The 23,077-nt window shown below is 63.7% G+C and carries 25 protein-coding genes; 19 read left to right on the top strand and 6 right to left on the bottom strand.

The features are described from left to right. Genes N826_RS20400 through N826_RS20410 form a run of 3 tightly spaced genes read left to right on the top strand, consistent with a single transcriptional unit; the run spans window position 1 to window position 2,345 of the window. Window positions 1–282, top strand: a complete 282-nt coding sequence (locus N826_RS20400) for a hypothetical protein (RefSeq protein ID WP_044431857.1) — start codon at window positions 1–3, stop codon at window positions 280–282. Further along, complete coding sequence (locus tag N826_RS20405; protein WP_044431858.1) at window positions 279–1,487, top strand: DegT/DnrJ/EryC1/StrS family aminotransferase; 1,209 nt, start codon at window positions 279–281, stop codon at window positions 1,485–1,487. Before N826_RS20400 ends, N826_RS20405 begins: the two co-directional genes overlap by 4 nt. Window positions 1,488–1,508: 21 nt before the next feature. After that, window positions 1,509–2,345 carry an SIR2 family NAD-dependent protein deacylase gene (locus N826_RS20410; RefSeq protein WP_044431860.1) on the top strand — a complete coding sequence of 279 codons (837 nt, stop codon included), beginning with the start codon at window positions 1,509–1,511 and terminating at the stop codon, window positions 2,343–2,345. Between the two features lie 16 nt (window positions 2,346–2,361). On the opposite strand, the gene N826_RS20415 is transcribed toward N826_RS20410, so the two are convergent. The 5 genes from N826_RS20415 to N826_RS20435 all read right to left on the bottom strand — a co-directional run bounded on the left by N826_RS20415 (window position 2,362) and on the right by N826_RS20435 (window position 7,402). Continuing rightward, window positions 2,362–4,260 carry an ATP-binding protein gene (locus N826_RS20415; RefSeq protein WP_052831679.1) on the bottom strand — a complete coding sequence of 633 codons (1,899 nt, stop codon included), beginning with the start codon at window positions 4,258–4,260 and terminating at the stop codon, window positions 2,362–2,364. 102 nt (window positions 4,261–4,362) lie between these two features. Then, window positions 4,363–5,124 carry a class II glutamine amidotransferase gene (locus N826_RS20420; protein ID WP_044431861.1) on the bottom strand — a complete coding sequence of 254 codons (762 nt, stop codon included), beginning with the start codon at window positions 5,122–5,124 and terminating at the stop codon, window positions 4,363–4,365. A gap of 40 nt (window positions 5,125–5,164) precedes the next feature. After that, window positions 5,165–5,557 carry an ArsC/Spx/MgsR family protein gene (locus N826_RS20425; protein WP_044431862.1) on the bottom strand — a complete coding sequence of 131 codons (393 nt, stop codon included), beginning with the start codon at window positions 5,555–5,557 and terminating at the stop codon, window positions 5,165–5,167. A gap of 46 nt (window positions 5,558–5,603) precedes the next feature. After that, complete coding sequence (gene draG, locus N826_RS20430; protein ID WP_044431863.1) at window positions 5,604–6,497, bottom strand: ADP-ribosyl-[dinitrogen reductase] hydrolase; 894 nt, start codon at window positions 6,495–6,497, stop codon at window positions 5,604–5,606. 29 nt (window positions 6,498–6,526) lie between these two features. Then, on the bottom strand, window positions 6,527–7,402 hold the full coding sequence (locus N826_RS20435) for an NAD(+)--dinitrogen-reductase ADP-D-ribosyltransferase (protein ID WP_044431864.1): 876 nt from the start codon (window positions 7,400–7,402) through the stop codon (window positions 6,527–6,529). Window positions 7,403–7,763: 361 nt separating this feature from the next. Between N826_RS20435 and nifH the strand changes: the two genes are divergently transcribed. The 10 genes from nifH (at window position 7,764) to N826_RS20485 (ending at window position 17,014) form a co-directional block, all read left to right on the top strand. After that, window positions 7,764–8,666: a nitrogenase iron protein gene (gene nifH, locus N826_RS20440; RefSeq protein ID WP_044431865.1), complete on the top strand. Its 903-nt coding sequence runs from the start codon at window positions 7,764–7,766 to the stop codon at window positions 8,664–8,666. Window positions 8,667–8,843: 177 nt separating this feature from the next. Continuing rightward, window positions 8,844–10,289, top strand: a complete 1,446-nt coding sequence (gene nifD, locus N826_RS20445; RefSeq protein WP_044431867.1) for a nitrogenase molybdenum-iron protein alpha chain — start codon at window positions 8,844–8,846, stop codon at window positions 10,287–10,289. 102 nt (window positions 10,290–10,391) lie between these two features. After that, on the top strand, window positions 10,392–11,939 hold the full coding sequence (gene nifK, locus N826_RS20450; RefSeq protein ID WP_044431869.1) for a nitrogenase molybdenum-iron protein subunit beta: 1,548 nt from the start codon (window positions 10,392–10,394) through the stop codon (window positions 11,937–11,939). Between the two features lie 149 nt (window positions 11,940–12,088). Further along, window positions 12,089–13,498, top strand: coding sequence for a nitrogenase iron-molybdenum cofactor biosynthesis protein NifE (nifE, locus tag N826_RS20455; protein WP_044431871.1), 1,410 nt, complete (start codon window positions 12,089–12,091; stop codon window positions 13,496–13,498). 12 nt (window positions 13,499–13,510) lie between these two features. Beyond that, entirely contained in the window at window positions 13,511–14,878 is a 1,368-nt protein-coding gene (nifN, locus tag N826_RS20460; RefSeq protein WP_044431872.1) for a nitrogenase iron-molybdenum cofactor biosynthesis protein NifN, read from the top strand. A gap of 73 nt (window positions 14,879–14,951) precedes the next feature. Continuing rightward, window positions 14,952–15,350: a nitrogen fixation protein NifX gene (gene nifX, locus N826_RS20465; protein WP_044431874.1), complete on the top strand. Its 399-nt coding sequence runs from the start codon at window positions 14,952–14,954 to the stop codon at window positions 15,348–15,350. Between the two features lie 9 nt (window positions 15,351–15,359). Then, window positions 15,360–15,830 (top strand): NifX-associated nitrogen fixation protein, encoded by a 471-nt coding sequence (locus tag N826_RS20470; protein ID WP_044431877.1) that lies wholly within the window; start codon window positions 15,360–15,362, stop codon window positions 15,828–15,830. An 11-nt stretch (window positions 15,831–15,841) separates the two neighbouring features. Then, on the top strand, window positions 15,842–16,039 hold the full coding sequence (locus tag N826_RS20475) for a CCE_0567 family metalloprotein (RefSeq protein ID WP_044431880.1): 198 nt from the start codon (window positions 15,842–15,844) through the stop codon (window positions 16,037–16,039). A gap of 53 nt (window positions 16,040–16,092) precedes the next feature. Next, a complete protein-coding gene (gene fdxB / locus N826_RS20480; protein ID WP_044431883.1) occupies window positions 16,093–16,386 on the top strand; it encodes a ferredoxin III, nif-specific in 294 nt (97 codons plus the stop codon). 1 nt (window position 16,387) lies between these two features. Then, complete coding sequence (locus N826_RS20485) at window positions 16,388–17,014, top strand: nitrogen fixation protein NifQ (protein ID WP_244619639.1); 627 nt, start codon at window positions 16,388–16,390, stop codon at window positions 17,012–17,014. Window positions 17,015–17,120: 106 nt separating this feature from the next. Here the strand turns inward: N826_RS20485 and N826_RS20490 are convergent, their stop codons facing one another. Then, complete coding sequence (locus tag N826_RS20490) at window positions 17,121–17,627, bottom strand: tetratricopeptide repeat protein (RefSeq protein WP_052831681.1); 507 nt, start codon at window positions 17,625–17,627, stop codon at window positions 17,121–17,123. Window positions 17,628–17,864: 237 nt separating this feature from the next. Here N826_RS20490 and N826_RS20495 point away from each other — a divergent pair, with 237 nt between their 5' ends. From N826_RS20495 to nifW, 6 genes are all read left to right on the top strand, one after another. Next, window positions 17,865–18,260: a HesB/IscA family protein gene (locus N826_RS20495; protein WP_044431885.1), complete on the top strand. Its 396-nt coding sequence runs from the start codon at window positions 17,865–17,867 to the stop codon at window positions 18,258–18,260. A gap of 69 nt (window positions 18,261–18,329) precedes the next feature. Further along, complete coding sequence (nifU, locus tag N826_RS20500) at window positions 18,330–19,268, top strand: Fe-S cluster assembly protein NifU (protein WP_044431888.1); 939 nt, start codon at window positions 18,330–18,332, stop codon at window positions 19,266–19,268. A gap of 6 nt (window positions 19,269–19,274) precedes the next feature. Beyond that, window positions 19,275–20,471 carry a cysteine desulfurase NifS gene (gene nifS / locus N826_RS20505; protein ID WP_044431891.1) on the top strand — a complete coding sequence of 399 codons (1,197 nt, stop codon included), beginning with the start codon at window positions 19,275–19,277 and terminating at the stop codon, window positions 20,469–20,471. Between the two features lie 111 nt (window positions 20,472–20,582). Further along, window positions 20,583–21,743, top strand: coding sequence for a homocitrate synthase (nifV, locus tag N826_RS20510; protein ID WP_044431893.1), 1,161 nt, complete (start codon window positions 20,583–20,585; stop codon window positions 21,741–21,743). Between the two features lie 26 nt (window positions 21,744–21,769). Then, entirely contained in the window at window positions 21,770–22,609 is an 840-nt protein-coding gene (gene cysE, locus N826_RS20515) for a serine O-acetyltransferase (RefSeq protein ID WP_052831683.1), read from the top strand. Between the two features lie 40 nt (window positions 22,610–22,649). Further along, window positions 22,650–22,985 (top strand): nitrogenase-stabilizing/protective protein NifW, encoded by a 336-nt coding sequence (gene nifW, locus N826_RS20520; RefSeq protein WP_044431896.1) that lies wholly within the window; start codon window positions 22,650–22,652, stop codon window positions 22,983–22,985. Window positions 22,986–23,077 lie beyond the last annotated feature (92 nt).

The raw sequence follows: 23,077 nt of genomic DNA on the forward strand, positions 1-23,077 counted from the left end.
ATGGCCCTTTCCATCACCGGCATCGACAGCATCACCGCCGAGGCGACCGAGCTTTATGCGGCGGGGACCAAGCGGGATGCCGTCGTCAAGGCGCTCAAGCAGAAGTACCAGGGGTTGACCATCACCGGCTGCTCCGAGAACGACCTGACCGACGAGCCTTACCGCGAAGAGCCGGCCTATCTGCTCTATCTGGTCGACAGCAAGGACCATTGCTGGAAGATGACCCGCGAGCCGGCGAACGCCACCGGCATCGTGATCGCCGAGCGCGAGGAAGCGGCATGACCCATGCCGCCCCCGACGAGGTCGAGGATGCTGCCGGCGGCGATGCCGAAGGCGAGTTCGAGCAAGAGGACATCGCGCTGACCCAGCCTGACATCGGCAATGCCGAAGTCCGGGTGATCGAGCGTATCCTGAATACCGCCAGTCTCAACGACGGGCGGCTGACGGAGGCGTTCGAGGAAGCGTTCGCGGCCTATGTCGGGCGGCGGCATGCCATCGCCGTCACCAGCGGTACCCTGGCGATGGTGCTGGCGCTCCGGGCCTACGGTTTCGGACCCGGCACCGACATCCTGTGCTCGCCCTATGGCTGGCACCAGACCGTCCATGCCGTGGCGCTGGTCGGAGCCAATCCGGTCTTTTCCGACATCGACTACTGGTCGCATACGCTCAATCCGGTGAAGGCGGCGGAACGCATCACATCGGCGACGAAGGCCATCATCGCCGGCAACACCAACGGTCATCCGGCCCCCTGGGACGAGCTGCGGGCACTGGCTGACGAGCGCGGCCTTGTCCTGATCGAGGATTCGACCGAGGCCATCGGCTCGACTTACCACGGCCGCATCGTCGGCAGCTTCGGCGACTGCGCGATCTTCGACTTTTCCGAACCGGGTCCGCTTCTGTGCGGCGAAGGCGGCATGATCGTCACCGACGACGACGATCTGGCATCACGCCTGCGATACCTGCGCAAACGCGAGCCGGAACATCTGAAATCGGTCGTCATCAGCCACAATGTCCCGTGGCAGTGCAAGCTGAGCAACCTCAACGCCGCCCTCGGGCTGGTTCAGCTCAAGCGGATCGACGAGATCCTGGAAAAGCGCCGGGCAGTGGTCGGCTACTACGAAGCCGCCATGCAGAGCTTCGAGGGCATCAAGCCGCCCTACCACGCGCCGGGCGTCACCGTCGTCCAGTCCCATACCTACGCGGTCCATCTCGGCACCCGCTTCTCGGTCAGCCTGCGCAATGCAGTGATCGAGGACATGCTGACGCAGGGCGTCGATACCGCGTCGTTCGGCGTGCCCCTGCACATCCAGCAATTCTATGCCGAGCGCGGCGGCCGGCGCGGCGACTGCCCGGTCGCGGAGAAGACGGCCGACCGCGTCATCGTCGTGCCGTTCCACCACGCGATCGACCGGGACGAGGTCGAGTTCATCGTCCAGCGGCTCAAGGACGCCACGATCAATTCGGGCGCCGGCGCTGCGATTTATTGAATTTTTGAAGGGATCAAGACCATGACCAACCCCCAAACCGTGCTGGCCGAAATCGCGGGCGGCCTGAAGGCCCGGCAGGTGATCCCCTTCCTGGGCGCCGGCGTGCTCGACCTGATCGAAGGCGCCAGCCCGATCCCGCGTTCGCCGGAAGAGTTGGTCGCGACTATCACCGCCAAGGCGGCGGTCCCCGGCCGCATCCGGCGTCAGCTCACCGCGTCCGCCCAGTATATCGAGAGCCACAAGCACCGTCGGACGCTGGAAACTATCCTGACAGGTCTGTTCAAGGCTGGCGCCGAGCCGACTGTCCTGCACAAGTACCTGGCCGGCATCCCCGAACTGCCGCTGATCGTCGATACCTGGTACGACGACACGACCGCCCGCGCGCTGGCGGAATCCGGCCGCTCCTGGGGCCAGATCCAGGGCATGAGCCATCCGCAGTCGCTGGGGGAATGGGTCCGCTACTTCGGCTCCGACAACGAACCGTCCGATGCGGTCGCCGCTGAAAGCTGGAACACCGTGCTCTACAAGCCGATGGGCGCCGTCACGCCGGCGGGCAACTATCTGGTTTCCGACAGCGACTACGTCGAGGTCCTGACCGAGATCGACATCCAGTCGCCGATCCCGGCGGTCGTCCAGAACCTGCGGGCCGGCCGCAACTTCCTGTTCCTCGGCTGCCGCTTCGACGGCGAGATCGGCCGCACCTTCGCCCGCCAGATCATCAAGCGCTCATCCGACCGGCACTGGGCGGTGCTTCCCGGCGAGCTGACGAAGAACGAGCAGAAGTTCCTCGACACCTACAACATCACCCCGATCGACATCACCCTGGCGGAAGCCGTGGCGGCGCTGGCCGCGGCGTGAACCGCACCCGGCGCGCTCAGGCGCGCCGGGACAGCTCCTCGACGGTTCGTTCGACCGCGGCGGTCAGTTCGGCGATCAGCGCCGGGTCGATCGTCCCACCGTCTTCGCTCTTCGCGGCTTCCTCGACCACGGCTGCCAATGCGGAAATCCTGGCGGCTCCCAGGTTGCCCGCAAGTCCTCGAAGAGTGTGGGCGGCACCGGCCAGTACGGCCCTGTCGGGTCCGGCGCAGGCCTCCCTGAGGCGGACGAATTCCGCCTGTACGTCCCGGCAGAAGGCGACGAGCAGCTCGGACAGCATCTCCTCGCCGACCACTTCCCGTATCTCCCCAATCTGGCTCTCGTCGATCAGCCCGCTGTCGGACGGCGAGGCAGGGAAGGGGACGGCAGTGGAGTGCGGCGCCGGCGCCGCATGGACCCGCGTCCGGCTGACCATCGCCCGGAGCTTGGCCTGATCCAGCGGCTTCGTCAGGTATCCGTCCAGGCCGGCCGCCATATGCTGGTCCATCTGCTCGGACATGGCGTCGGCGCTGAGCCCGATGATCGGGATCAACGAGGCGGGACCGCCAAGCGCCCGGATCGCGCGGGTCGCTTCCGGTCCGTCGATCTCGGGCATGTGCATGTCCATCAGCACCAGGTCGTAGCCCATCGGGTTGTCCTCGGACCTCAAGCCCGTCTCGGCCACCTCCAGCAGGGCAAGGCGTCCGTCCGGAACCGAGACGATCTCGTGGCCATCCTGCTCCAGGATGCGCTCCACCAGCATGCGGTTGATCGCATTGTCTTCGGCGAGCAGGACACGCCGGGTTTCCCGCACCGCCGGTTCATCCGCCTCCGCCTCTTCGGCATAGGCGGGCGGCTGGCAAATGCTGGCGGGGATGCGGACCAGGAACACGGAGCCTTCGCCCGGCATGCTGGTGACCCGCACCGTTCCGCCCATGGCCTCGACCAGCCGCTTGCTTATCGCGAGCCCAAGCCCGGTGCCGCCGAAGCGCCGCGTCGTCGTCTCGTCGGCCTGGACGAAGGGCTGGAAGATCCGGCGCAGCTGTTCCGACGTCATGCCGATGCCGGAATCCATGACCGCGAACTCGATCGTGCCGTCCGGCCCCGGCGATACCCGGACGTCGATCCGGCCGTCCTCGGTGAACTTGCAGGCGTTGCCGATCAGGTTGGACAGCACCTGCCGGATCCGCGTTACGTCGCCTTCGATCCATTCCGGCACGTCGGGATCGCTGCTGACGAACAGCGAGGTTTCCCGGTCGCGCGCTGTCTTGGCGAACAGCATGACGATGTCGCGCGCCAGCGAGGCCGGGTTGTAGGGAGTGCGTTCCAGTGTCAGGAAGCCGGCGTCGATCTTGCTGAAGTCCAGGATGTCGTTGAGCACCCGCAGCAGGTCCTGGCCCGACCGCCGGATGATCTCGACATAGGCGATCTGCTGCTGGTCCAGCGTATAGCTCTTCAGCAGGTCGGCGAAGCCCAGGATGGCGTTCATCGGCGTCCGCAGCTCGTGGCTCATCGTCGCGAGGAAGCGCGACTTGGCCTCTCCGGCAGCCAGCGTCTCGGTGCGCTGCCGCTCCGCCTCCCGGCATGTTTCGGCCACTGCCTGCCGGGCCTCGTGAAGGTCGGTTACGTCGCTGACGGTGGCGACGACCAGCGCACCGGACGGAGCGGCGTTCAGCCGCAGCCAGCGCTCACCATCGGCGGCCTTATGAAGCGCTTCCGACGTACAGGCCACGCCTGTCCGGGCCACGCGCCGGCAATGGTCGCGCAGGATCGACCAAATCTCCGGCGGCAGTCCGTCCGCTGCCCGGTTCGATCGCACCGGATGAGGGGCGGTCGGCTCGAAAATGGCGATGGCGTCGGGGGACGTGTCGAAAACAGCATCCAGCAAGGTATCAGGACCGGTATTCAACTCGGTCATGCCGGTCCGATCCTCACATCTGGCGCCCGGTGCGGATGCTGGGGCGCGAACAGCGTCGGTGTCATACAACCATCGCCAGGGGGCATCATAGGAGCTTCAGCATCAAAGGCAACTACCGTCGCGAAACACGACGAACGACCCCTTGTCCATGATCGTCCAGTCCTCATCCCGTGTCAGCGGCCGTGTCGCCACCATGCTGACGACGTCGCGGGCCGTGGTCTCCTGGGCGAAATCGACGGTCAGATCCTCGTCCAGCAAGGTCGCGTTGCCGAACGGATAGCGCCGCGTCAGCCAGGCGAGGTTGGTGCTGCAAAAGCAGAACAGCGACTGTCCGTCGCAGAGCAGAAGATTGAACACGCCCCTGCCGTTCAACTCCTCCGCCAGTCTCCGGATCTCGCGGCACAGCGACTTATGGGCGGGCGGACGGTCCCAGCGCTCGCGCAGCCGGTCCAGCATCCAGCAGAAAGCGTGTTCGCTGTCTGTCGTGCCGACCGGCAGGTAGGCCGACAACGTCAGGTTCTTGACGCCCTTGAGCTGGCCGTTGTGGGCGAAGGTCCAGTAGCGGCCCCAAAGCTCCCGGATGAACGGGTGCGTGTTCTCCAGCGCCACCCGCCCCCGGTTGGCCCGGCGGATGTGGCAGATCACGTTGGTGCTCTTGATCGAGTAGCCGCGGACGAACCGCGCGATCTCGGACTCGGCGCTCGGGCGCGGGTCGTGGAAGCTGCGGCATCCCTTGCCGTCATAGAAGGTGATGCCCCAGCCGTCGGAATGAGGCCCGGTCTGGCCGCCCCGGCGCATCAGGCCGGCGAAGCTGAAGCAGATGTCGGTCGGAACGTTGGCGTTCATGCCCAGAAGCTCGCACATGCCAAGGCCTTACGAGAAACCGGACGTGCTGTCGAGGGGCTTACTGGCGCGGGCATCCTTCGATCGATCCTTCGACCGGCTCCGCCAGCCCGATCCAGGCCTCCACCAGCGCCGGTTCGAACCCGGTTTCCCGCCGCTCCCCCACCTGCATCAGCGGCCGGCGGATCAGCAGCGGTGTGGCGATCAGCGCCCTGAGTGCCGAAGCCTCGTCGAAGGAGCCGGGATCGATCTCCCCCGACTTGACCGACGGCGCGGCCTTGTTGAACCAGTCCGCCACGGGCCGGTCGCCGAAGAAGGGGCGCAGGCTTTGGGCGGTCCACGGCTCGCTCAGCAGGTCGCGCGGTTCCACCTCATGCCCGGCATCGGTCAGCAGGCGCTTCTGCCGGGCGTTGCCGGCGCAGCCGGGCTTTTCATAGAAGATAACCGTTGCCATGGTGCTGGAACTCCCCTGGATGGATTTTCTTGTCGAGTGGATTTTCTTATGAAGACCGCAAGGCGGGCGACAGGGCCAGAAGCAGGTCGGTCTGACGCTCGATCTCCTCCTTCACGTCCTTGTCCAGTTTCCGCAGCCACCGCGATGGGATGTCCTGCGCGCCATAGGTGGCGCCGGCCAGCATGCCGATGATGGCGCCCGTCGTATCGGCGTCGCCCCCCTGGTTGACGGTTTCGACGATGCAGGATTCGACGCTGTCGGTGCGGAAATAATAGTGGAACACGGTCTGGATCGTATCGACGATATAGGCGGTGGACAGTCCGGAATAGGGAGCGAAGCGGAACACGCGGTGCTGGGTCACGAGGTCGTTGGCTTCTTCCCGGCATTCCTTGATGCCACCGCCTAGAATAAGCCGCCTGACCATCCGGCCCAGGCACAGGACCGACGCATCCGACAGCGGGTTGTTGTGGGTGATATGCGACTGCTCCAGGCTGCGCCGGACGAAGGCGTCGTCGTCGCCCAAGGTGGACAGGACGACGGGCAGGTTGCGCATCGCGGCCCCGTTGCCGGCGCTGGTCTCCGACAGGGCCGCTTCGATCTCGCCCTTTATCATGTAGTTGCGAATGCCGCGCCGTGTCGTATCCCCGACATCCGCGGGAACGCCGCGCAGCCATTCCGCGTAGCAGTTGGCGACCAGCGTCAGGTCCCAGCCGCCTGACTTCAGGATTGCGCGGCCGAGCCAGACCGACATCTCGGTATCGTCGGTCACCTGACCCGGCGCCAGCCGCAGCCAGCCGCCGCCCTTGATGTGCCGGTGGATGCCGTATTCGCGGGCGATCTCGCTCTTCGTCATGAACTCGACCGTGGCGCCCAGGGCATCGCCGCAGGCCAAGCCCAGGTACGCGCCCAAGGCGCGGTCCTTGATCTTCGGATCGATCATCGGCCGTGACTGCTTTCCAATGAGAAATTCTAAAGGATGGAGGACGTGACCAGATAGTCGCCGCCTATGACAAGGTATTCGCCTTCACCCTGGAATGGATAGCGTGGCAGGAGGTCGCGGAAGAACACCAGCTTCACGCACGGTACCCTCGCTTCGAGGATATGGTCGCCGAACTGGCACGCGATATTCCGGTCATTCGTGAATGAAACCAGATTGTTGAGCCTCAGGATCACGGTCCGCCGCCCGGCCGCGCGGCTGTCGCACCGGCCGACGATATGGTGTTCCTCGAAATCGTTGACGCCCCGGTACAGCGTCAAATGGGCGCAACCGGCATCCGGCAGTCCGGCTCCCGGCCGCGCCAGCGACCACTGGCAGAACTCGAACAGCAGGTCGAGCTGTTCGTGGATCATGTTGTTTTGAAAACGGGTGGAGAGCTTCTGTTCCGCGTAGTTGGTCCACGCCTCGGACGCCAGCCGCTTCAGCGGTTCGGCGTGGTATGTCGGCAAAAGGCCGAACCGGCTTTCGGCCCAGCCCTTCAGCACCGCGCCCTCGGCCCGGTTGCTGCAGAACATCCACCCCTTGAGCAGACGCAGGTAGGAGGAGCGGAACCGCTGCCGGCCGTCGGCGCCGGGGGCGCCCCGGAAGTCGGGCGAGATCCCGAAGGTCTCCGCCATGTAGTCCTGGAACAGGGTCGCCGCGTCGTCGGCGGAGCGCGTCTCCTCCAGCCGCCCGAACAGTGCGGCATGCTGTTCCCGCGTGCCGCTTATATGGAGCGGCTCGGGCGACGCGTTGAACGCGGTCGAACCGAGGAAAGCGGGCGACACCCTGACCATGCCGGCTCGGTAGACCCGTTGCGCTACTGGAGCGGGTTCACCCGCCTTCTCGTTGTCGGTTTCGTCGGACATGCGCACACCTTTTTTGTGGACATAGAGTAGCGTGTCTCCGCTTCCTTGTAACCTCCCAGTCATCGAAACCCCCGGCGCCGGGGCAGGTGCGGCAATCGCGACAAAGGGGAAGGCCAGCGGTCCGAACGCCCCTTCCGGTGTGTCAGACACGACAATGTGTAGGGGTTTGTCAGGTATCACACAGCTTGGTCAGGCCCTGCGACAAACCGTCAAGCATGGAAAAACCATAGCATAGTCAATGACTTAAGAAAAATTCGGGAGTTGGCATGGCGAGTGCAATGAGGGTCCTGTGCAGCGGCCCTCTACCCGCCGCGACTGGACCACGAAACGGCTACTTCAGCCTGCCAAGGAGCGAAAACTGATGACCAAGAAGCTTCGCCAGATTGCTTTCTACGGTAAGGGCGGCATCGGCAAATCCACCACTTCCCAGAACACCCTCGCAGCTCTGGTCGAGCTGGATCAGAAAATCCTGATCGTCGGCTGCGACCCGAAGGCCGACAGCACCCGTCTGATCCTGCACGCAAAGGCCCAGGACACCGTCCTGCACCTGGCCGCCGAAGCCGGATCGGTCGAGGACCTGGAACTCGCCGACGTCCTGAAGATCGGCTACAAGAACATCAAGTGCGTCGAGTCCGGCGGTCCGGAGCCGGGGGTTGGCTGCGCCGGCCGTGGCGTCATCACCGCCATCAACTTCCTGGAAGAGAACGGCGCCTATGACGACGTGGACTATGTGTCCTACGACGTGCTCGGCGACGTGGTCTGCGGCGGCTTCGCTATGCCGATCCGTGAGAACAAGGCTCAGGAAATCTACGTCGTCATGTCCGGCGAGATGATGGCGCTGTATGCCGCCAACAACATCTCCAAGGGCATCCTGAAGTACGCCAACAGCGGCGGCGTCCGTCTCGGCGGCCTGATCTGCAACGAGCGCCAGACCGACCGCGAGTACGACCTGGCCGACGCCCTGGCCAAGCGCCTCGGCTCCAAGCTGATCCACTTCGTCCCGCGCGCCAACATCGTCCAGCACGCCGAACTGCGCCGCCAGACCGTGATCGAATACGCTCCGGACAGCGCGCAGGCCGACGAGTACCGTCAGCTCGCCAGCAAGATCCACAACAATTCCGGTAACGGCGTCATCCCGACCCCGATCACCATGGAAGAGCTGGAAGACATGCTGATGGACTTCGGCATCATGAAGACCGAAGAGCAGGCTCTGGCCGAGCTTCAGGCCAAGGAAGCAGCCGCCGCTGCCGCCGCGTCCGCCTGATAGCGACTTTCTACCGTTAAGACGACCCCGGGGGTCGTAGCCGCAAGGATTGCGGCCCCCGAAAAATTCCACGATGCGCTTCGACCGAAGCGCGATCGTTCACTGCGGCGCGGCTGACGCGCTGAAGACCACGCAAAGCGCGCGCGGCGCGCAACGGACGAGCAGCAGGAGGCCGGCATGAGCTTGGCGAACGAACAGACCAAAGAAGCGACCCAAGCCCTCATCGATGAGGTGCTTGAGGCTTATCCCGAGAAGTCGCGCAAGCGCCGCGCGAAGCATATCGGCATCCAGAAGGCGGAAGCCAAGGATTGCGACGTCAAGTCGAACGTCAAGTCGATCCCCGGCGTCATGACCATTCGCGGTTGCGCCTATGCCGGTTCCAAGGGCGTGGTGTGGGGTCCGATCAAGGACATGATCCACATCTCCCACGGCCCGGTCGGCTGCGGCTACTATTCATGGTCGGGCCGCCGCAACTATTACATCGGCGTTACCGGTGTGGATAGCTGGGGCACCATGCATTTCACGTCCGACTTCCAGGAGAAGGACATCGTTTTCGGCGGTGACAAGAAGCTCGCCAAGGTCATCGACGAGATCAACGACCTGTTCCCGCTGGTCAACGGCATCTCGATCCAGTCGGAATGTCCGATCGGCCTGATCGGTGACGACATCGAGGCCGTCGCCCGCAACAAGTCGGCCGAGATCGGCAAGCCGATCATCCCGGTCCGTTGCGAAGGCTTCCGCGGCGTTTCCCAGTCGCTGGGCCACCACATCGCCAACGATACCATCCGTGACTGGGTGTTCGAGAAGTCCGAGCCGCGCGCCGAACTCGAGACCACTCCGTACGACGTCACGATCATCGGCGACTACAACATCGGCGGCGACGCCTGGTCCTCGCGCATCCTGCTCGAAGAGATCGGTCTCCGCGTGATCGCCCAGTGGTCGGGCGACGGCACGCTGGCCGAGCTGGAGAACACTCCCAAGGCCAAGGTCAACCTGATCCACTGCTACCGGTCGATGAACTACATCGCCCGCCACATGGAAGAGAAGTTCAACATTCCTTGGATGGAATACAACTTCTTCGGCCCGTCGCAGATCGCCGAGAGCCTCCGCAAGATCGCGGCGCTGTTCGACGACAAGATCCAGGCCAATGCCGAAGCCGTGATCGCCAAGTACCAGCCGCTGATCGACGGCATCATCGCCAAGTACAAGCCCCGGCTGAACGGCAAGAAGGTCATGCTGTATGTCGGCGGCCTGCGCCCCCGGCACGTGGTCGACGCCTACCATGACCTGGGCATGGAAGTGACCGGCACCGGCTACGAATTCGCCCACAACGACGATTATCAGCGCACCACCCACTACACCAAGGAAGGCACGCTGATCTACGACGACGTCACGGCTTACGAGTTCGAGAAGTTCGTCGAGAAGCTGGACCCCGATCTGGTCGCCTCGGGCATCAAGGAAAAGTACGTCTTCCAGAAGATGGGCAAGCCCTTCCGCCAGATGCACTCCTGGGACTACTCCGGCCCGTACCACGGTTACGACGGGTTCGCCATCTTCGCCCGCGACATGGACATGGCGATCAACAACCCCGTGTGGAACCTGACCAAGGCTCCCTGGGCCTGACATCAATGAAGACGGCGGCGCCATCGCGGCGCCGTTCCTCAAGGACCCCGCCGCCGCCGTCGCCGTCCGGTAATCCCGGCCTGGAATTTTCTGGAGACCAACATGCCTCAGAATCCCGAAAAAGTTATTGATCACCTTCAGTTGTTCCGCGAGCCGGAATACAAGGAAATCTTCGCCAGCAAGCGTGCCAATTTCGAGTTCGGCCATCCTGACGAAGAGGTCGCCCGCGTCGCCGAGTGGACCAAGTCCGAGGAATACAAGGAGAAGAACTTCTCCCGCGAAGCGCTGACGATCAACCCGACCAAGGCCTGCCAGCCGCTCGGCGCCGTGTTCGCGGCCCAGGGCTTCGAAGGCACCCTGCCGTTCGTCCACGGTTCGCAGGGCTGCGTCGCCTACTACCGCTCGCACCTGACCCGTCACTTCAAGGAGCCGAATTCCGCGGTCTCCTCGTCGATGACCGAAGACGCGGCGGTTTTCGGCGGCCTGAACAACATGATCGACGGTCTGGCCAACACCTACAGCCTGTACCAGCCGAAGATGATCGCCGTCCTGACGACCTGCATGGCCGAAGTCATCGGCGACGATTTGCAGGGCTTCATCGTCAACGCGAAGAACAAGGACAGCATCCCCCAGGACTTCCCGGCTCCGCATGCCCACACCCCGGCCTTCGTCGGCAGCCACGTCACCGGCTACGACAACATGGTCAAGGGCATCCTGAACTACTTCTGGGATGCTCCGGACGCTGCTGCCCGCGTCGAAGACGACGGCATCAACATCATTCCGGGCTTCGACGGCTACGCGGTCGGCAACAACCGTGAACTGAAGCGCATCTTCGGCCTGTTCGGCATCAACGCCACGATCATTTCCGACGTGTCCGACGTGTTCGACACCCCGACCGACGGCAAGTTCCGCCTGTATGACGGCGGCACGACGATCGATCAGGTCAAGGCCGCGAAGAACGCCAAGGCGACGATCTCGTTGCAGGAATACTGCTCGCCGCAGACCCTGTCCTACATCAAGGACAAGGGCCAGGACGTCACCAAGCTCAACTACCCGGTCGGCGTCGCCGCCACCGACGAGTTCCTGGTGAAGCTGGCCGAGCTGACCGGCAAGCCGGTTCCGGCCGAACTGACCCTGGAGCGCGGCCGTCTGGTCGATGCCATCGCGGACAGCCACACCCACATCCACGGCAAGCGCTTCGCCATCTTCGGCGATCCCGACACCACCTATGGTCTGTCGCGCTTCCTGCTGGAAATGGGCGCCGAGCCCGTCCACATCCTCTCGACCTCCGGTTCCAAGAAGTGGGAGAAGCAGGTCCAGAAGCTGCTCGACAGCAGCCCGTTCGGCGCTTCGGGCAAGGCCTACGGCGGCAAGGACCTGTGGCACCTGCGCTCGCTGCTGTTCACGGACCCGGTCGATTACATGATCGGCAACAGCTACGGCAAGTATCTGGAGCGTGACACCAAGATCCCGCTCATCCGCCTGACCTATCCGATCTTCGACCGCCACCACCACCACCGCTATCCCACCTGGGGCTATCAGGGCGGTCTGAACGTGCTGGTCCGTATCCTCGACAAGATCCTCGACGACATGGACAACCACACGAACATCGCCGGCGAGACCGACTACTCGTTCGACCTGATCCGCTGACGACGCTTAACCCCGGCGGTCCCTTTATCGGGACCGCCGGGCACTACCCGGACTAAAGCATTTGAACTGACTGTCGCATTTAACAGCCGTGCGCCTCTGGGGCATCTGCGAATGTCCCAATCGACGCCGCTTCCGGACGGGGGATTGAGATGCTGGTCGACAAGGTGCAGGAAGTCTTCAACGAACCTGGCTGTGCCACGAACCAGGACAAGTCCGCCAAGGAACGCAAGAAGGGCTGTACCAAGTCCCTGAAGCCCGGCGCCGCCGCCGGGGGTTGCGCTTTCGACGGCGCCAAGATCGCATTGCAGCCGATCGCCGATGCCGCCCACCTCGTCCACGGTCCCATTGCCTGCGAGGGCAATTCCTGGGACAACCGCGGCTCCAAGTCCTCCCATTCCCAGCTTTACCGCACCGGCTTCACGACTGACCTCAGCGAGTTGGACGTCATTCACGGCGCCGAGAAGAAGCTGTTCAAGGCCATTAAAGAAATCGTCCTGAAATACGATCCGCCGGCGGTCTTCGTCTATCAGACCTGCGTCCCGGCCCTGATCGGCGACGATATCGAAGCGGTCTGCAAGTTCGCCGCCGACAAACTCGGCAAGCCGATCATCCCCGTCAATGCGCCCGGCTTCGTCGGCAGCAAGAATCTCGGCAACAAGCTGGGCGGCGAGACGCTGCTCGACCACGTGATCGGCACCCGCGAGCCCGAGTACACGACTCCCTACGACATCAACATCATCGGCGAATACAACCTTGCCGGCGAGTTCTGGCAAGTCAAGCCGCTGCTCGACAAGATGGGCGTCCGCATCCTTTCGATGATTTCCGGCGACGGCAAGTATAACGAAGTCGCCTCGGCTCACCGGGCCAAGGTCAACATGCTGGTCTGCTCCCAGGCGCTGGTCAACGTCGCGCGCAAGATGGAAGAGCGCTACGGCATCCCCTATTTCGAGGGTTCGTTCTACGGCGTGTCCGACATGAGCGACACTTTGCGCAATATCGCGAAGCTGCTCGTGGGGCGCGGCGCTCCAAACGACCTGATCGCTCGCACCGAGACCATCATCACCGAGGAAGAGGCGCGGGCATGGCGCCGGCTGGCTCCCTACAAGGACCGGCTGACCGGCAAGCGCGTCCTGCTGTTCACCGGCGGCGTCAAGAGCTGGTCGATGGTCACGGCGCTGGAAGGCGCCGGGCTGGAGATCATCGGCACCAGCGTCAAGAAATCGACCAAGGAAGACAAGGAGCGGCTGAAGAAGATCAAGGGCGAGGAGTTCCACATGTGGGAAGACCTCAAGCCCCGCGATATCGCGGCCATGCTGCGCGATGCCAAGGCTGACATCATGCTGTCGGGCGGGCGCAGCCAGTTCATCGCCCTGAAGGCCAAGGTTCCGTGGCTGGACGTCAACCAGGAGCGGCACGTCGCCTTCGCCGGCTATGAAGGCATTGTGGCCTTGGTCGAGGAGATCGACAAGACCCTGAGCAACCCGATCTGGCGTCAGGTCCGGCTGCCGGCGCCCTGGGACGCACCTGCTCCGGCCCTTGGCGAAACCGCGGCGGAATAGGGGGCAAGCGAGATGTTCAAGGCTCACCAGTCCAACAAGGCCGCGGCGATCAATCCCTTGAAGATGAGCCAGCCGTTGGGCGGTGCCCTGGCGCTGCTCGGGATCGACAGCTGCCTGCCCTGCTTTCATGGCAGCCAGGGCTGCACCGCCTTCGGACTTGTGCTGATGGTACGGCATTTCCGCGAGGCGATCCCGCTCCAGACCACGGCGATGGATCAGGTGCAGACCATCCTCGGCGGCTACGACAACCTGGAAGCCGCCGTACTGACCATGTACGAGCGGAACAAGCCCGAAGTCATCGGCGTATGCAGCACCGGCCTGACGGAAACCAAGGGCGAGGACATGCGGGGCGCGCTCACCATCTTCCGGAAGAAGCATCCGGAGGTGGCCGAAAAGTGCAACCTCGTCTTCATCAACACGCCGGACTTCACGGGCGGTATCGAGGACGGTTTCGCGAACACGGTGACCGCCGTGATCGACGCCATGGTCGAGCCGGCATCCGTCAAGGTGAGCAACCGCGTCAACGTGCTGGCCGGGAGTCACCTGACGCCCGGCGACGTCGAGGAAATCCGCGACCTGATCGAGGGCTTCGGCCTGACGCCGGTGATCCTGCCCGATCTCTCCACCTCCCTGGGCGGGCGGCAGCCCGACGATTTCACGGCGACCACATTAGGCGGCGTGACGGCGGCCGAGATCAAGGGCATGGGGGCAGCCGTCCTGACCCTGGCGATCGGCGAGCACATGCGCAAGCCGGCTGAGGCGCTGGAACTGAAGACCGGCGTGCCGTTCAAGCTGTTCGACCGGCTTGTCGGGCTGGAAGCGGTCGATGCCTTCATCACGACCCTGTCCGGCCTCAGCGACCGGCCGGTGCCGGCGCGCGTCCGGCGCCAGCGCGAGCATCTGGTCGACGGCATGCTCGACGGGCATTTCTACTTCAGCCGCAAGCGCGTCGCGGTGGCGCTGGAGCCAGACCTGCTCTACGCCTATTGCGGCTTCCTTCAGGAGATGGGCTGCGAGGTCACCGCCGCCGTCGCCCCGACGCAGTCGGCGATCCTGGAGAAGATCCGCGCCTGGTCGCTGCTGGTCGGCGACCACGAGGATTTCGAGACGCTGTCGCGCGGTGCCGATCTCGTCGTTTCCAACAGCCATGCCCGGATGTCGGTCAGCCGGTCCGGCGCTCCGCTGGTTCGCGCCGGCTTCCCGACCTTCGACCGCCTTGGCGCCGGGCATCGCGTCGTCGTGGGCTATCGCGGCACCCGGGACCTGCTGTTCGAGATCGGCAACATCTTCCTGGCCAACGATCATGAGCATTCGATCCAGGACTGGGGTCTGGAAGGCACGACGGAGGGGCACCATGGCGGTTCGCACGCGAAGGCTTAGGCTCGTCTCCAACACACCCCGGACCGGGACGGCACCGGACGGCCTTGTCAGGCCGGCCAAGCGAGAGGGAACGATGAAGATTGCTTTCTGTACCCAGGACATGGCGCGTGTCGACGCCCATTTCGGCTGGGCCAAGAACATCGCGATCTACGAGATCGACACGACCGGCTACCGGCTGCTCGAAGCGGTGCAGTTCAACGGACAGATGTTCGAGGACGGCAACGAGGACAAGCTGGTCCCCAAGATCGCCGCGATCGAGGATTGCGCCATCGTCTATCTGGCCGCGATCGGCGCCTCCGCCGCCGCGCGCATCGTCGCCAAGAAGATCCACCCCGTTAAGGTCGAGCAGCCGGAGGTCATCACCGATGTCCTCGACAAGCTGGTCGTCCTGCTGAACGGCTCGCCGCCACCCTGGCTCCGGAAGGCCCTGAACAAGGGCGCCGAAGTCGCCCGTAATTTCGACGAGGAATAAGTGAGCAGCATGTCCGAAACGATCGCCACCACCCCCGAGCAGGCAGTGCTCGACCAGGAATTCCTGAAGACGCTCGTCTCCCTGATCCGCGCCGAGGACACTTATGGCGCCTGGGAAGGCAAAAGCGACGATATCCTCCTGCGGCCCTTCATCCTGACCAAGGAAGAGCGCCGCCTGATCCCGATCATCGGCGATCCCGATCCCGATACGATCACCCGCATGGAGCAGTTCTACAAGGCGGTGGGATTGACGATCGAAAAGCGCACCAAGCTGATGGCCACCCCGCTGATGAAGATGAGCCATGAAGGCTTCGGCCGCATCGTGCTGCTTACCGGCCGTCTAGTGGTGCTGAGCAAGCATATGCGCGACATCCACCGCTACGGCTTCCCCTCGGTCGAGGCGCTGGCGACCGAAGGCACGAAATTCGTCAACGAAGCCGTCGCTCTGATCGAAGAGCACCGCGTCGTTGCGGACCTGTAAGGGGAAGCGACATGAGCGACGCCGATGCCCTCAAGGAAGAGATCAAGAAGCTGAACGCGCGGGCGACCGCGAAAAAGATGGACCTTCACGATCTGTCGGAAGAACTGCCGCTCAAATGGGAAACGATCCTTGATGTCGCGCAGGAAACCTACGACGCCTACAAGCTTCTCACCGAGAAGCGAGCCGAACTTAAATCTCTGACTTCTTAAAAATCACTATCAAGCAAGCCGTATTCAGGCAAGACACGCGAGGAGAGTTCACGATGAGCGAGTTTGTCCAAGGTAAGACGAAGGGTGGCGGGGCGTGGACTCCCAAGTTCGTGGAAGACCTGAACCAGAAAGCCTGCATCGGCTGCGGCCGCTGCTTCAAGGTGTGCCCCCAGGGCGTGCTGAACATGATCGGCATCACCGAGGACGGCGACATCGTCGATGCCCAGGATGACGATGCCGAAAAGAAGGTGATGAGCATCGCCAACGGCGACAACTGCATCGGCTGCCAGTCCTGCTCGAAGGTCTGCGGCAAGAGCTGTTTCACCCACTCCGCCAAGGCCGCGTGACATGACCGTCGAGATGCAGGAGCCGGTCGCCCTCGCCGATGCCGCAGCCCTCTACGCTGCGATGATGGCGGGGGCGACCGATCCGGCCAATCCCGACACCCATGTCTTCGCCTGCATCGTCTCCGCCCGAGCCACAGGCTGCGCCGATCCATTGGACGACGCGGTCGGGCTCTCCCCCGCCGATCTCGACCTGCTGCTGGCCCGGCACTTCGCCGGGCTGGAAGCCGATACGAATACGGCGCGCTACATCACCGCCCGGCACGGACGGCGGGTCGGCAAGGGCGTCTCCGACTTGGTCCTGGCGGAGGAGGTGGACGACCTCCGCACCCTCCTGCTCGACCACCGCACCGCCGACCTGCCCGAAACCGCGTGGATGGCATCCGCCGTCGCGCGGGCTTGTCTGTTTCCCGACCATCTCTGGCAGGACCTCGGCCTGACCAGCCGCAAGGACCTCTCCGGCCTGCTGTCCCGCCATTTCGGGCCGCTCGCCGTGAAGAACACCGGCTACATGAAGTGGAAGAAGTTCTTCTACAAGCAGCTCTGCGACCGCGAGGGCCTTAACCTCTGCAAGGCGCCAAGCTGCGGCGTCTGCGCCGATTATAAGGTCTGCTTCGGTCCGGAAGAGTAAATATTCTACATCAATTTCGTAGGTTGGCCTAAAGCGGAGCGGCAGCCGACACCGACGCGCCTGCTTGTCGGCTGCCGCTCCGCTTTAGGCCGACCCACCGCACCCCTCACTCCGGCTCCGCCACGCGCTCCGCCAGTGCCGCGATCACGCCGTAGCCCACCGTATCGGCCGGGTCCAGCTCGCGCAGCTTCGCCAGCATTTCCAGTGCCTCATCGACCCTCCCGCTCCTGAGCGTGATGAAGGTCAGCGCCTTCAGCGTGAAGAGATAGAAGTGCGCGGGGCCGATCACGGCGCTCCAGTCGGCGTTGCTCGGCGCCAGCCGGCGCCAGTCCGCCGGGAAGCAGCCCTGGCGCGCCGCCGCGTCCAGTCCGATCAAGGCTACCCGTTCGGCCTCGTCCAGCCGGCGCTGGTTGAAGTAGAACTTATAGAGCGCATAGAGCACCGGCAGGATGCGTGGCCCTAGGTTATGGGCTTCCCACAGCATCCGCTCGGCTCTGGCAAGATCGCCGGCTAGCCTTGCCTTGACCGCCTCCTGTAGCCGGACATCGATATGTTCGGGGACGTCGCCGAACGCCATCCGGCCATCGGGTATCTTGAATTCGATCGGACGCATGGCGGTCCTCCTGGCCAGCTGGGGGGATATTCGCTAATACCATAATTTTTCTATGGGTATGAAGCTCTTTCCAACGATTCCAGAAACTTGTCGGGTTTTCGACGCGGCTTTGTCGGCAAGTCGCCACGCCCCAGCGGACCCGAAAATAAAGATCTAATGAAATCAATTACTTGCGAGTGGCCTGAAAATTGCTGTGCTTGCAGGTCTGACAAATCCCGTCTGAAGGAGACTGGTTTCATGGTGACGTTGACGGATTCGGCTGTGAGCACTCTCCAGCGCGTCCTGGCCAATTCGGCGGCCGCTCAGGGACTGCGCATCCAGGTGGCGGACGGCGGCTGCGCCGGCCTGAAATACCAGATGGGCCTGGAAGCCGGCGCCGGCGAGGATGACACGGTACTGGAATATGGCGACGTCAAAGTCTTCATCGACGCCGGCAGCATGATCCACCTGAACGGCGTGATCGTCGATTACGTCGAGAGCGTCGGCGGGGCCGGGTTCAAGTTCGACAACCCCAACGCGACATCGACCTGCGGCTGCGGGTCCTCCTTTTCGACCTCCTCATGCAGCACCAAGCCCGAAGGCGCCTCCGCCGAGGGCGGCCATTCATGCGGCTCGGGCCATCACCATCACTGAGCCGACGAAGACATCACGCCTCCGGACATCAAGCTTCCGGCTACAAAGCCGGTACAGGAGAACAGACCAATGTGGAACTACTCTGACAAGCTCAAGGAGCATTTCTTCAATCCGAAGAATTCCGGTGTCCTTGAAGAGGCCAATGCCGTCGGCGAGGTCGGTTCGATTTCCTGCGGCGACGCGCTGCGCCTGATGCTCAAGGTCGAGCCGGAAACCCAGGTCATCCAGGACGCCCGGTTCCAGACATTCGGCTGCGGTTCCGCCATCGCGTCGTCCTCGGCCCTGACCGAGATGATCATCGGCAAGACCGTCGACGAAGCGCTGCTGGTCACCAACAAGGACATCGCCGACTATCTCCAAGGCCTGCCGCCGGAGAAGATGCACTGTTCGGTCATGGGCGCCGAGGCGCTGCGCGCCGCCATCGCCAATTACCGGGGCGAGGAGTGGGTGGACGACCATGACGAAGGCCAGCTGATCTGCAAGTGCTTCGGCATCGATGCGCCGATGATCGAGCGTGCGGTCGAGGTCAACGGCCTGACCACGCTGGAAGAGGTCACCAACTACACCAAGGCCGGCGGTTCCTGCAAAACCTGCCACGAAGCGATCGAGGACGTGCTGGAAGCCGTGCTGGCGAAGCAGGGCAAGAAGCTGGAGCCGGCTGCCGGCGCGGCGGCTCCCGCCCCGGCGGTCATCGGCCTCGACCAGATCGCCCCGCTTGCGGCGCCCGTTACCGCCAAACCCGCCGCTCCGGCGAAGAAGCTGAGCAATGTCCAGCGCATGCAGATCGTGATCGCGGCGCTCGACGAGATGCGGCCCTACCTGAAGGCCGACGGCGGCGATGTCGAGCTGATCGATATCGACGGCAAGAACATCTATGTCCGCCTGTCCGGAGCCTGTTCCGGCTGCCAGATGGCGTCGGTGACGATCGAGGGCATCCAGACCAAGCTGGTCGAGAAGCTTGGCGAGCTGGTCCGCGTCATTCCCCACACGATGATGGCGGCGGAGTAGGCGAAGATGGGCATTTACCTGGACAACAACGCCACCACCCGCGTCGATGACGCGGTCGTCGCCGAAATGCTACCTCTCTTCACCGAGCATTTCGGCAATCCCTCCTCGATGCACGGCTACGGCGCCGCCGTCGGCGGCAAGATCGAGTGGGCACGCGGCGAAGTGCAGAAGCTGCTCGGCGCCGCCTTCGACACCGAGATCGTGTTCACCTCGGGCGGCACGGAATCCGACAATACCGCGATCCTGTCGGCGCTGAAGGCCTATCCCAAGCGCCGCGAAATCGTGACCTCGGTCGTCGAGCACCCGGCCGTCCTCAGCTTCTGCGACTACCTGGAAAGCAAGGAAGGCTACAAAGTCCACCGCATTCCGGTGGACGGCAAGGGCGACCTGGATATGGCGGCCTACGAGGCGGCCCTGTCGGAAAACGTCGCCATCGTCTCCATCATGTGGGCCAACAACGAGACCGGCACCATCTTCCCGGTCGAGCAACTGGCTGTCATGGCGAAGAAGGTCGGTGCGCTGTTCCACACCGACGCGGTGCAGGCGGTCGGCAAGATCCCGATGGATCTCGCCAACTCGGAAATCGACATGCTGTCGCTGTCCGGACATAAGCTCCATGCCCCCAAGGGCGTCGGCGCACTGTACCTGAAGCGCGGCATCCGGTTCCGCCCGCTGTTCCGGGGCGGCCATCAGGAGCGCGGACGCCGGGCTGGCACCGAGAACGCTCCGGCCATCGTCGGCTTGGGCAAGGCCTGCCAACTGGCGCGTGAGGCCCTGCCGGTAGAGTTGGGTCAGGTCGCAGCATTGCGCGACCGGCTGGAATCGGCGCTGATCGAGGCGATTCCCAATTGCTTCGTCACCGGCAATCCGGCCAACCGTCTGCCGAACACTGCCAACATCGCGTTCGAGTTCATCGAGGGCGAGGCGATCCTGCTGCTGATGAACGAGTTCGGCATCGCCGCGTCGTCCGGTTCGGCCTGCACCTCCGGCTCGCTCGAACCGAGCCATGTCATGCGGGCGATGGGCGTTCCCTATACCGCTGCCCATGGCGCCACCCGGTTCTCCCTCTCGCGCGACACCACGCAGGCGGAGATCGACAAGGTGATCGAGGTCATGCCGGGGATCATCGAGCGGCTGCGCAAGCTGTCGCCCTACTGGACCAACCAGGGCGCCAGCACGGCATTCCAGCCGGTCTATTCCTGACCGAATCCATTTCTTCGAACTGACTTCCTAAGGAAGGGAGCCGCGGATCGCGGCTTGTCCCGCGGCTCCCTCCTTTTCTTTTCCCAGTGTCCGTTTTTTGAGGCTATTGCGATGATCGAACCGCGCCTCGTCACGATCAACGACACCACGCTCCGCGACGGCGAACAGACCGCCGGCGTCGCCTTCACGATCGATGAGAAGATCGCCATCGCCCGTGCCCTGGACGCGGCCGGCGTGCCCGAACTCGAAATCGGCATTCCCGCCATGGGCGAGGAAGAGCGCGAGAGCATCCGCGCAGTCGTGGCCGCCGGTCTTGTCCGTGCCCGCTTAATGGTCTGGTGCCGCATGCGCGCCGACGACTTGAAGCTGGCGAAGGACTGCGGCGTTTCGATCGTCAACATGTCGATGCCGGTATCCGACCTCCATATCCAGCGCAAACTGGGCCGCGACCGTACCTGGGCGCTCCAGCAGATCGACCGCCAGATCCGGTCGGCGAAGGATCTGGGCATGGACGTGAATTTCGGCGGCGAGGACAGCTCCCGCGCCGACATGGACTTCATGCTCCAGGTGGCGGAAACCGTACAGGCGGCGGGCGGGCAGCGCTTCCGCTTCGCCGATACGATGGGCGTGCTCGACCCGTTCGAAACATTCGCCTGCATCCAGCGTCTGCGCGCCAATACCGATCTGGAGATCGAGATCCACGCCCACGACGATCTGGGGCTCGCCACGGCCAACTCGCTGGCCGCCGTGCGCGGCGGGGCGACCCATATCAACACCACCGTCAACGGGCTGGGCGAGCGGGCCGGCAACGCCGCGCTGGAAGAGATCGTGATGGCGATGCGCCATCTCTACCGCCTGGACAGCGGCGTCGATTCGCTGCGGCTTGCGGCGATTTCCGAACTGGTGGCGGCTGCATCCAACCGGCCGGTCCCGATCAACAAGAGCATCGTCGGCGGCGCAGTCTTCACCCACGAGTCCGGCATCCATGTCGACGGGCTGATGCGCGATCCGCTGACGTATCAGGGTATCGATCCTGCCGAACTGGGACGGTGGCACAGCATCGTGCTGGGCAAGCATTCCGGCTCCGCCGCGATCAAGCTGGCCTATTCGGGCCTTGGCATCGAGGTCAGCGACACCGAGGCTCAGGCGATCCTGCCGCGTGTGCGTAGTCTGGCAGGTTCCCACAAACGGCCGCCGACCTCCGACGAACTCGTCCGGTTTCATTACGAAATTGTGGTAGAGAACTCGCCAGAGGCCGCTTTGGTTTCCTGACACAACATAAGCGGGAGGTTCCCGGCATGACCGGAATGAGCGACGCAACCCCCGACCAGTCTTCCCCATCCCTTGGGGGCGAACTCGGTATCTGGCGATTGCTGTGCGAGGATGTGGCGTGCGTCGCCCAGCGCGATCCCGCTGCCCGTGGAACCTTCGACGTCCTGACCTGCTATCCCGGTATTCACGCGCTGATCGCTTACCGGATCGCCAATGCCCTGTGGCACCGTGGCGCACGCTGGCCCGCTCGCTTTTTGAGCTACATGGGGCGCATGATCACCAACATCGATATCCATCCCGGCGCAACCATCGGACGCCGCTTCTTTATCGACCATGGAGCGGGCGTCGTGATCGGTGAGACCTCGGTGGTCGGCGACGATGTCACGCTTTACCATGGTGTCACCCTGGGCGGAACGAGCTGGAACAAAGGCAAGCGCCACCCGACGCTGGAAGACGGCGTCATGTGCGGGGCGGGCGCCAAGATCCTGGGGCCGATCACGATCGGCCGCAACGGCAGGGTAGGGGCCAATTCGGTGGTGACCAAGGACGTCCCGCCGGAAATGACGGTGGTCGGCATCCCCGGACGCATCGTCAAGCCGGTCGAGCGCCGCTTCACCGATCATGGCATCGATCTGGACCACCACCTGATGCCCGACCCGGTCGGCCGGGCGCTCGCCTGCCTGATCGACCATATCAACAGAATCGAAAGCCGGCTGGATCAGCATACCGCCGACGAAGTCACCGGTGCCTTGCACGATGCCCTGGAGGGTATCGTCTGCGCCCGGTGCGGCAACAGCTGCGACCAGCCCGGCTGCATCCTGCCGGGATGCGAAAACACGCCCGGCGGACCTTCCTGCAAACACTGAGATTTCGCTCTGAACCTCCAGAACCACGAGGAATACCCGGATGAGCAGCTTTTATGACGAATTGGAAGATCTCGAAACCGCCGAGGATTTTCTGCGGTTCTTCGGGATCGAGTTCGATGCCCGTGTCGTTCATGTCAACCGGCTTCATATCCTCCAGCGGTTTCACGATTACCTGACCGAGGAAACCAACCTCGACACGTTGTCCGACGAACTGCTGCGCGACCGCTACAAGGCGCTCATTTCCTTGGCCTATGCCGACTTCGTCAAGTCGGACGCGATCGCGGAGAAGGTGTTCAAGGTCCACAAGGAGCAGGCCGACCGCCATAACGCCAGCTTCGTTTCGCTCGAGAGCCTGACGCTCTCCGGCGTCCGGTGACAAAGCCGACAACCACTGATTCCTGTCAGATAGGCGACAAGCTCCGTTACCTCGACCGACACCTGGCAGCGTTATAAAAGACTCTTTTGAAT

This window comes from Skermanella aerolata KACC 11604, assembly GCF_000936425.1.
Lineage (GTDB): Bacteria > Pseudomonadota > Alphaproteobacteria > Azospirillales > Azospirillaceae > Skermanella > Skermanella aerolata.